Raw genomic sequence first — 7,006 nt, 5'->3', positions numbered from 1 at the left:
ATAGCACTGTGGCACCACCTGATCCCATTCCGAACTCAGAAGTGAAACGCAGTAGCGCCGATGGTAGTGTGGGAGTTCCCATGTGAGAGTAGGACATTGCTAGGCTTCCAATTAGAAAAACCCGTAGCTGATGCTACGGGTTTTTTGCTTTCTGGCGTTTAAAAATACAGTATTTATACCTGTAGAGCAGTAGCGCAAACAGTAGTGTGACTTATGTTCGACATGCCCATGTGAGAATAAGACATTGCTAAGCTTCTATTTACAGAAACCCGATTCGAAAGAGTCAGGTTTTTTGCTTTCTGGCGTTTGAAAATACAGTATTTATAACTAATTCAGCAGTAGCGCCAACAGTAGTGTGACTTATGTCCGACAGACCCATGTGAGCCTAGGACATTCTAAGCTTTTATTTAGGTCGCTCTTTGCCATCCTTGGCAACGCGACATTAGTATATCCCTACACGTCAGAAACCCGATCCGAAAGAGTCGGCTTTTTTGCTTTCTGGCGTTTGAAAACTTAGCAGAATAACCCTTCATAATCGCGTTTGCCTAGTCAGCGAATTACATCCTGATGTACCACTGTAAATGACGACAAAAGCATTCATTGATTTAAGGTGGTGGTAAGAAGATCGCTATCTCAATAATATAAGAAGTAGTGATCACTTCGCGGTATTGTTGAACTTAAAATATTTAGAATATATTTTCTGATCACCTAGCCTTGTGTTATTAGTGATAAGTCTCAGTAATATCCAAATAGTGATGAAATTTAAAAGTTCACTGTTCCTAAATTGTTAAAAATATGTGATATTAATGCGTAATAAATTTAATTTATGGATGTACATTAGTGAGTAGTCTCCATATAAGCTGGTGAACTAAACCGCTTATCGGGGAGTACCAGCTCCCTGATATATCAATGCATCATAGTATTATGCTTATAATTGATAATACTTAATAAAAATAACCAAACTAGGAATGTCATTAATGGATAATTCAGGGAAAGAAATAGTAAAGTATGGAATTACATTTGGAACAGCTCTTTCAATTGCTATTTCATGGAGCGTAAATAAGTCAATCTTATGGGCAATTCTGCACGGTTTTTTGTCTTGGGCTTATGTGATTTGGCATGTATTGACACGATAAAAAATTATTGAATGGTGTTAAGTTCTACTTAATTATCATTTAGTTAAAATGGCTTATTTTGAATGTGTTGATACTAACAAAGCATTCAAACGGATAAAAGACAGTTGGCTGTTTCACTCCGTTCGCTATTTTAGCCAACAATTTCGCGCCGCTAGTTAGGCGTTAGACATTTAAGGGAATTTGGTGCAAAAATTCATCGTATTATTCAGAGGGATCAATGTGGGGGGCAATAATATATTACCGATGAAAGAGCTTGTCCCGCTTTTGGAACAAAGTGGCTATGAAAGTGTTTCATCATATATCCAAAGTGGCAATATCGTTTTAAAAAGCCCTAAAAATCCAACAGAGCAAGTGCAAAGTATTATATCCAAGAACTTTGGCTTTGCTCCTGCGGTTTTCTCTTTAGAAGAATCTGTGTTCTCAACATCAGCTTTAAATAATCCATACAAAGAATTTGAAGGTAAATTTGTACACTTTTACTTTTGTAAAAATAATATCAACCTAGTTCAAGATAAGTTAAATAAATATATATCAAGTTCTGAAGAGTATACAGTTAAAGGTAATGTCCTTTATTTATATGCACCTCAAGGCATAGGTCGTTCAAAACTAGTAGCAAATGTAGAGTCTTGTTTAGGTCAAAGTGCGACAGGTAGAAATCTAAATACTATTAATAAAATTAGCACTATGCTAAAAAATGCATAACAGGAACTTCAAACGGAAAATATAAAGTTGGCTGTATTCACTCCGTTCAACATTTTAGCCAACTATATTTTTCGCCTAAGTGGGCGTTAGCTATCTAGGAGTATTCATGAATTGGTTGAAGCTTTCAAATGACGAAATATTGGAAATAGTTAATCCTATAATGGATAACCTTATGGATGCTTCCACTGAAATTGACCATGAAAAGCATGTGCGAGACTTCAGTGACAATATGAAAAGTATCGTCACAAAAGAAGAACTTGAAAAGCAGTGCAAAGCATATCAAGAAACTCTTGGTTTTTTTACAAAACGAGAGTTGGTTGGTGTTATTAGAAAAAAAAGCGACGTAAGGGTTTTCTGGAAACAAGGGTATTCAAAATCAGATGACGAGTTCCTAGCTTTCGTTCACATAATACAGCGCAATGGAACGTTGGAAGTTGTAAATGCTTCTGTATCATAGTAAAAATAGTAAGTTATTCAAACCCACGCTAAAAATTGTTGGCTAAGTCCGCTTCGCATCACATGTTAGCCAACTATAAAAAGCCTCTTAATGGGGTGTTAAAAATCTAAATAAAGTAACGGAGTACGCTATGAAATTTATTTATCTAATGCTACCAATACTGGTATCTCTTTCCGGTTGCAACCAATCGGACTCTGACAATAATATTGAAGTATATATAAGTACAGGGGAGTTACAGTGTCAGGATAATGGTTTATCAATATCATTAACTAAGAGTTATCTGCAAGAAGCCGGTATTGAAGTTAAAGCTGAAAGTTGTGGTAATTTAATACTGGTTGATTTCCCCTCAGTCTGTGGAGGGGGAACAGGAAAGTTACATGTGTTTACTATTCACGAAAACCATTCGCAAACTGCTGAAAATATAGGGTTTACTATACCTGATAGTACAGTTGGTGGTGGTGATTATGCCAAAGTCGAGTGTAGTGATTAACGATTTATAAGTCATTCAAGCAGGACAAATATCAGTTGGCTTTTGCTCCTGCGTCGCTATTTTAGCCAACAATTATTTGTCTCTTAATGAGGCGTTATGAGGTTTTTCAAATTGAGAGTATTATTTCTGATTATATGCACACTACTTTTTAGTGGATGTTCTGCTTCTGGAGATCGGTTTAAAGGTTTTGAAAATACAGCTGTAAATAAGAGTTCTTTATATATTTATAGGCCATCTAAATTCTTTCAAGGGGGAACTTGGCCAACCATTTTTATCGATGGCAAAGAAAAGTTTTCTTTAAAAAATTCTGGTTATGTCTTAACTCACCTAGAGCCGGGGGCACATGAGATAAAAATAGGTTCAACCTCATTTCTAGATAATTGGATTTTTGGAGATGTAATTGGAAATATTGATATGGAAAAAGGTAAGACATACTACTTAAGGTTCGATATAGAATTTCAAGATGCAACATCAATGGGGACAGTAATGTCATTTTCGGGGGCTGCGGGATTAATTGAAGTTAATAAAGAACAAGCTGCAAACGATTTAAAAGTACTTAATTCGAGTATGTAACCTCATAATAAGCCATTAAAGCAGAACTTTTAACCGTCGCTAGGTTCCGCTTCGTTTGATATTTTAGCCAACAATTAAAAGCCTCTTAACGCGGCGCTATGCTACTAAGGAAAGTTAGTGTTTAAAATTATAGTATTATTATCAAGTTTATTTCTTGCTTCGTGTGCGACTGTCGCACCCATTGTAAATTCGAATAGCCCTATTAACATTTATGGTGTAACGACACTCCCTCCACAAAATGGAGATTGGGTGGTTATTACTGCTTCAGGCTATCAATCATCTCTTGGGAGTAAAGGCGTTAATGAAAATGAATCGCAAGTTGTAAATGTTTCTATATTTCAATTGCCAAGTTTAGATTCAGATAAAAAGTTTCTAGAATATATTGTTAGTTCGAGAGCATCGGCCCCAAATACGGGGCGATTTGAAAACAAAGAAAACACCGAAAACCTTTCATCACTTAATGGTGCTGTTTGTGTTAAATACCATTCAATATCTCAAGATACTAATGCTAAAATTCAAGGAGGCAAAGCCTCAATGTTATTTGAAAGTATTGGCTATAATTGCCAACATCCTAAAAAAAACACAGTAGGTGTAAATATTGAGTACTCTAGTCGTTACTTTGTAGATACTGGATATTCAACATTACAAAACGATAGTGATGCGTTTTTTAATAATATTCAGTTCACCGAGTTTTAATAGCATAAGCCATTCAAGCAGGAAAAATAACAGTTGGCTATATACTCCTTCGTTGTTTATTTTAGCTAACATTCATTTGTCTCTTAATAGGGCGTTAGGGTATAAGGTCACAATTTATGGATATTATTCAAGTTGATGGTTTAGACGTTTTAACTTCTTCATTTAATTCTTATGACGAATTAATAAATATGGAGTTGCAACAAGATCAGATTAGTGACGTTTTCCCATATAAAGGGAATACGTTAAGCTATGCATTTGTAAAATCAGGCATATCACTTGGTTATTATAAAATATTATCAGCAAAGCGATTAACATCAAAAAAAACATCGTTTACTCTTCATAAGCAATAAGCCCTAACAATAACTCGAACGGAAGATACAGTTGGCTGTTTTCACTTCGTTTTCCATTTTAGCCAACTATATTTTTTGAGAGGTTTGAGCATTGGTCCCATATTTACTAGCTGGATTATCTATATTAATTGCGGGTGGCGTTCATTGGAAACTTCCTAACTCATTTTGGCAAGCATCAATGTATTCAACTCTGGCCATTGTTGTAGTATCACTATTATTTATTTTTGTTTTTCAGTCTAATTACCTAGGCTTAGACGAAAATACAGCCGAAACGGCTAATATTGGTGTAGCAGTTTTACTCGTATCTGCACTTGTTTCATTTTTTGGTTTGTTAGTCTCTTTAATGGTTGGTTATTTTCTAAAAATAGTGAGATCGTCGGTATAAAAACATCACCAGAATTTAAACAGGGACAAAATACAGTTGGCTAACGACCGTTCTAATATAATTGGGTGGCATAACCGATATCATTATTGCGTTGGACTACTTTTATCTACTTATATAAAAGAACTTCAGAGACACCATGCCAATAACAAAGCTACAAGCCAATATAGACCGACGATAAATTGTCAGCTAGTATAGGTTTTCATAAATTTCAGTTAACAATGATTATCCTTTTAACGAGGTGTTATCTTATCCCTGCATTAATTCAGCTCAATATATTTTCGACACAGTAAAAAAGCATCAATTTTCCGGGATAATACTAGAGAGAGTGTAATGGCAAAAAAAGCTATAGTTATAGGCGCTACCGGGTTAGTCGGTCGGGCGATAGTTGATCAACTCGTTAGCAGTGACCATATTAGTGAAATTATTACACTAACACGTAGGTCTTCCCCACATACATCAACAAAAGTTTGTAATCAAGTCGTGGACTTCGAACACCTCAATAATTACATCACACTATTTCATGCGGACATTTTATTTTCATGTCTTGGTACAACAGTTAAGCAAGCGGGTTCAATCGTGGAACAAGGTAGAGTAGATCTTGATTACCAGTTTGAAGCAGCACAATTAGCAGTAAGCAACGGTGTTAATCACTACCTACTCGTTTCTTCTGCTGGGGCTAATGATCAAAGTAATAATTCGTATCTGAAAATGAAAGGTCTTTTGGAGCAGAGAATAAAACAATTACCCTTTAAACGTATTAGTATTTTTCAACCGTCATTACTACTTGGTCAACGAACAGAATTTCGCTTAGGTGAAAAAATGGCTAGTTGGTTCATGCCTATTTTATGCATTATACCCTTGCTACGACGCTTCCGCCCGATAACGGGTGAGCAAGTAGCAGCAAGAATGGTCTTGTCTAGCCAGGAGCTTGGTCCGTCAATAGAGATTTTTTGTCTTGATGAAGTTTTTATTTAGTGATCAACAGCATTATACATAGGTAGACTTATTACCAGATTAATAATTTTTTACTAATAAACAATATTAAGTAGGGAGTAGGTTAAGCGCCGGGGATAATGAGTTAATCGTCTCTTGTAATAAGAGTGTATTAGGTGTCGTTAATAGTCTGCTTTGTCTATGTAAAAGCTAATAACACAAGCTAGATGCCAAGTACTTGATTATTACTGTCAGCATTAACAGAGTTAAATGTCATTTTAGTGACTAGCGGGTTATAAAAACTAATATGATTGACCTTAATATATCGAAGCACATATATAACAGGAACCTGAGTTTAAAGGGTTAGCCCATCAAAAGACTAACCCTCATATATAAACTATTTTCCTATAGATACCGTAAGCCCACCAACCATAGTTATGTGATCGATAACCTTAACTACATTATCATAATTTGTATTTGCGTGAGGGATCACAACAGCAGCAGATACTGGGTTAGTAGCCATATAATTTTCTATATTTGCTGGTAGTCTTTCAATATCTGTAATTCTACCATTTAAGGAAACAAGACCATTTTCATTTACTCTTATAAGTAACATAGGATTATTATTCTGATTAGGATTGCCGCCATCGGGTTTATTCACTAAGAAACCTTGTTCTTTAACAAATGAGGTGGTCACAATAAAGAATATTAAAAGGATAAAAACAATATCAAGCATAGGTGTCATATCTGCTTCAGCTTTTTGGTCTTCATAAAGTCTATTTCTTCTCATCCTGGCACCTCAATATTTGTTAGTTACATTCTACGAGTTATTTCGTATATCTTTTACATTAGTTCAAATTATCGATAAAACAATATAGATACGAATTTAATCGTAAATAAGTAAAAACAAAACGACTAATTAATAGGAGAGATGAGTAAATTAATTAAATATGCAGCACATCATATTGATATTTGTACGCTGAAGAATACTATTTGATCTTCGACATGATGAGTTAAAGTAAAAATAGGGCCAGATTTATAGTGCTTATAAATAGCTGTAGGGGAGTTATTAGTAGATATATGTTTTAATATCATCCTGTCTGCTTGTTTTTCATTCGAACAAACAAAAAGATGAAAATAGTGCTTGATAGTTTTTAGAAAATGTCTAGAATGCGCTCCAGTTCCAAGGGGTTCAGTCAAAACGAACCACGAAAGAGCTGTTTTGATAAGTTATCTACATCACTTTAGAGTAAAGTAGTTAACTTAACGTTTTATAGATAAGGT

At 35.0% G+C, this 7,006-nt stretch carries 9 protein-coding genes and 1 rRNA gene; 9 read left to right on the top strand and 1 reads right to left on the bottom strand.

Annotation, left to right across the window (positions count from 1 at the left end):
* The 9 genes from rrf to H4J76_RS19195 form a co-directional block, all read left to right on the top strand.
* Window positions 1-105: ribosomal RNA gene (gene rrf, locus H4J76_RS19235) — 5S ribosomal RNA — on the top strand; the annotation flags it as partial.
* Between the two features lie 1,214 nt (window positions 106-1,319).
* Window positions 1,320-1,838: a DUF1697 domain-containing protein gene (locus H4J76_RS19230; protein WP_182231117.1), complete on the top strand. Its 519-nt coding sequence runs from the start codon at window positions 1,320-1,322 to the stop codon at window positions 1,836-1,838.
* Window positions 1,839-1,944: 106 nt separating this feature from the next.
* A complete protein-coding gene (locus H4J76_RS19225) occupies window positions 1,945-2,295 on the top strand; it encodes a hypothetical protein (protein ID WP_182231116.1) in 351 nt (116 codons plus the stop codon).
* A gap of 130 nt (window positions 2,296-2,425) precedes the next feature.
* Complete coding sequence (locus H4J76_RS19220; RefSeq protein WP_182231115.1) at window positions 2,426-2,785, top strand: hypothetical protein; 360 nt, start codon at window positions 2,426-2,428, stop codon at window positions 2,783-2,785.
* Between the two features lie 111 nt (window positions 2,786-2,896).
* Entirely contained in the window at window positions 2,897-3,358 is a 462-nt protein-coding gene (locus H4J76_RS19215; RefSeq protein WP_182218627.1) for a DUF2846 domain-containing protein, read from the top strand.
* A 117-nt stretch (window positions 3,359-3,475) separates the two neighbouring features.
* Window positions 3,476-4,054 (top strand): hypothetical protein, encoded by a 579-nt coding sequence (locus H4J76_RS19210; RefSeq protein ID WP_182231114.1) that lies wholly within the window; start codon window positions 3,476-3,478, stop codon window positions 4,052-4,054.
* A 116-nt stretch (window positions 4,055-4,170) separates the two neighbouring features.
* Window positions 4,171-4,404, top strand: a complete 234-nt coding sequence (locus H4J76_RS19205; RefSeq protein WP_182218630.1) for a hypothetical protein — start codon at window positions 4,171-4,173, stop codon at window positions 4,402-4,404.
* 91 nt (window positions 4,405-4,495) lie between these two features.
* On the top strand, window positions 4,496-4,789 hold the full coding sequence (locus H4J76_RS19200; protein ID WP_070375257.1) for a hypothetical protein: 294 nt from the start codon (window positions 4,496-4,498) through the stop codon (window positions 4,787-4,789).
* 330 nt (window positions 4,790-5,119) lie between these two features.
* Window positions 5,120-5,764, top strand: coding sequence for an NAD(P)H-binding protein (locus H4J76_RS19195; protein ID WP_182218632.1), 645 nt, complete (start codon window positions 5,120-5,122; stop codon window positions 5,762-5,764).
* Between the two features lie 355 nt (window positions 5,765-6,119).
* On the opposite strand, the gene H4J76_RS19190 is transcribed toward H4J76_RS19195, so the two are convergent.
* Window positions 6,120-6,512, bottom strand: coding sequence for a biopolymer transporter ExbD (locus H4J76_RS19190; protein WP_182218634.1), 393 nt, complete (start codon window positions 6,510-6,512; stop codon window positions 6,120-6,122).
* Window positions 6,513-7,006: the final 494 nt, after the last annotated feature.

Origin of the sequence: Colwellia sp. BRX9-1, assembly GCF_014077195.1 — a bacterium.
GTDB lineage: Bacteria > Pseudomonadota > Gammaproteobacteria > Enterobacterales > Alteromonadaceae > Colwellia_A.
Note: the sequence above shows the minus strand (reverse complement) of the source record. Positions and strands in the feature narration are given on the sequence as shown.

Coding starts and splice junctions, on each gene's coding strand:
- H4J76_RS19205 (WP_182218630.1), top strand. CDS start 4,171: ATGGATATTATTCAAGTTGATGGTTTAGACGTTTTAACTTCTTCATTT.
- H4J76_RS19195 (WP_182218632.1), top strand. CDS start 5,120: ATGGCAAAAAAAGCTATAGTTATAGGCGCTACCGGGTTAGTCGGTCGG.
- H4J76_RS19190 (WP_182218634.1), bottom strand. CDS start 6,512: ATGAGAAGAAATAGACTTTATGAAGACCAAAAAGCTGAAGCAGATATG.
- H4J76_RS19220 (WP_182231115.1), top strand. CDS start 2,426: ATGAAATTTATTTATCTAATGCTACCAATACTGGTATCTCTTTCCGGT.
- H4J76_RS19225 (WP_182231116.1), top strand. CDS start 1,945: ATGAATTGGTTGAAGCTTTCAAATGACGAAATATTGGAAATAGTTAAT.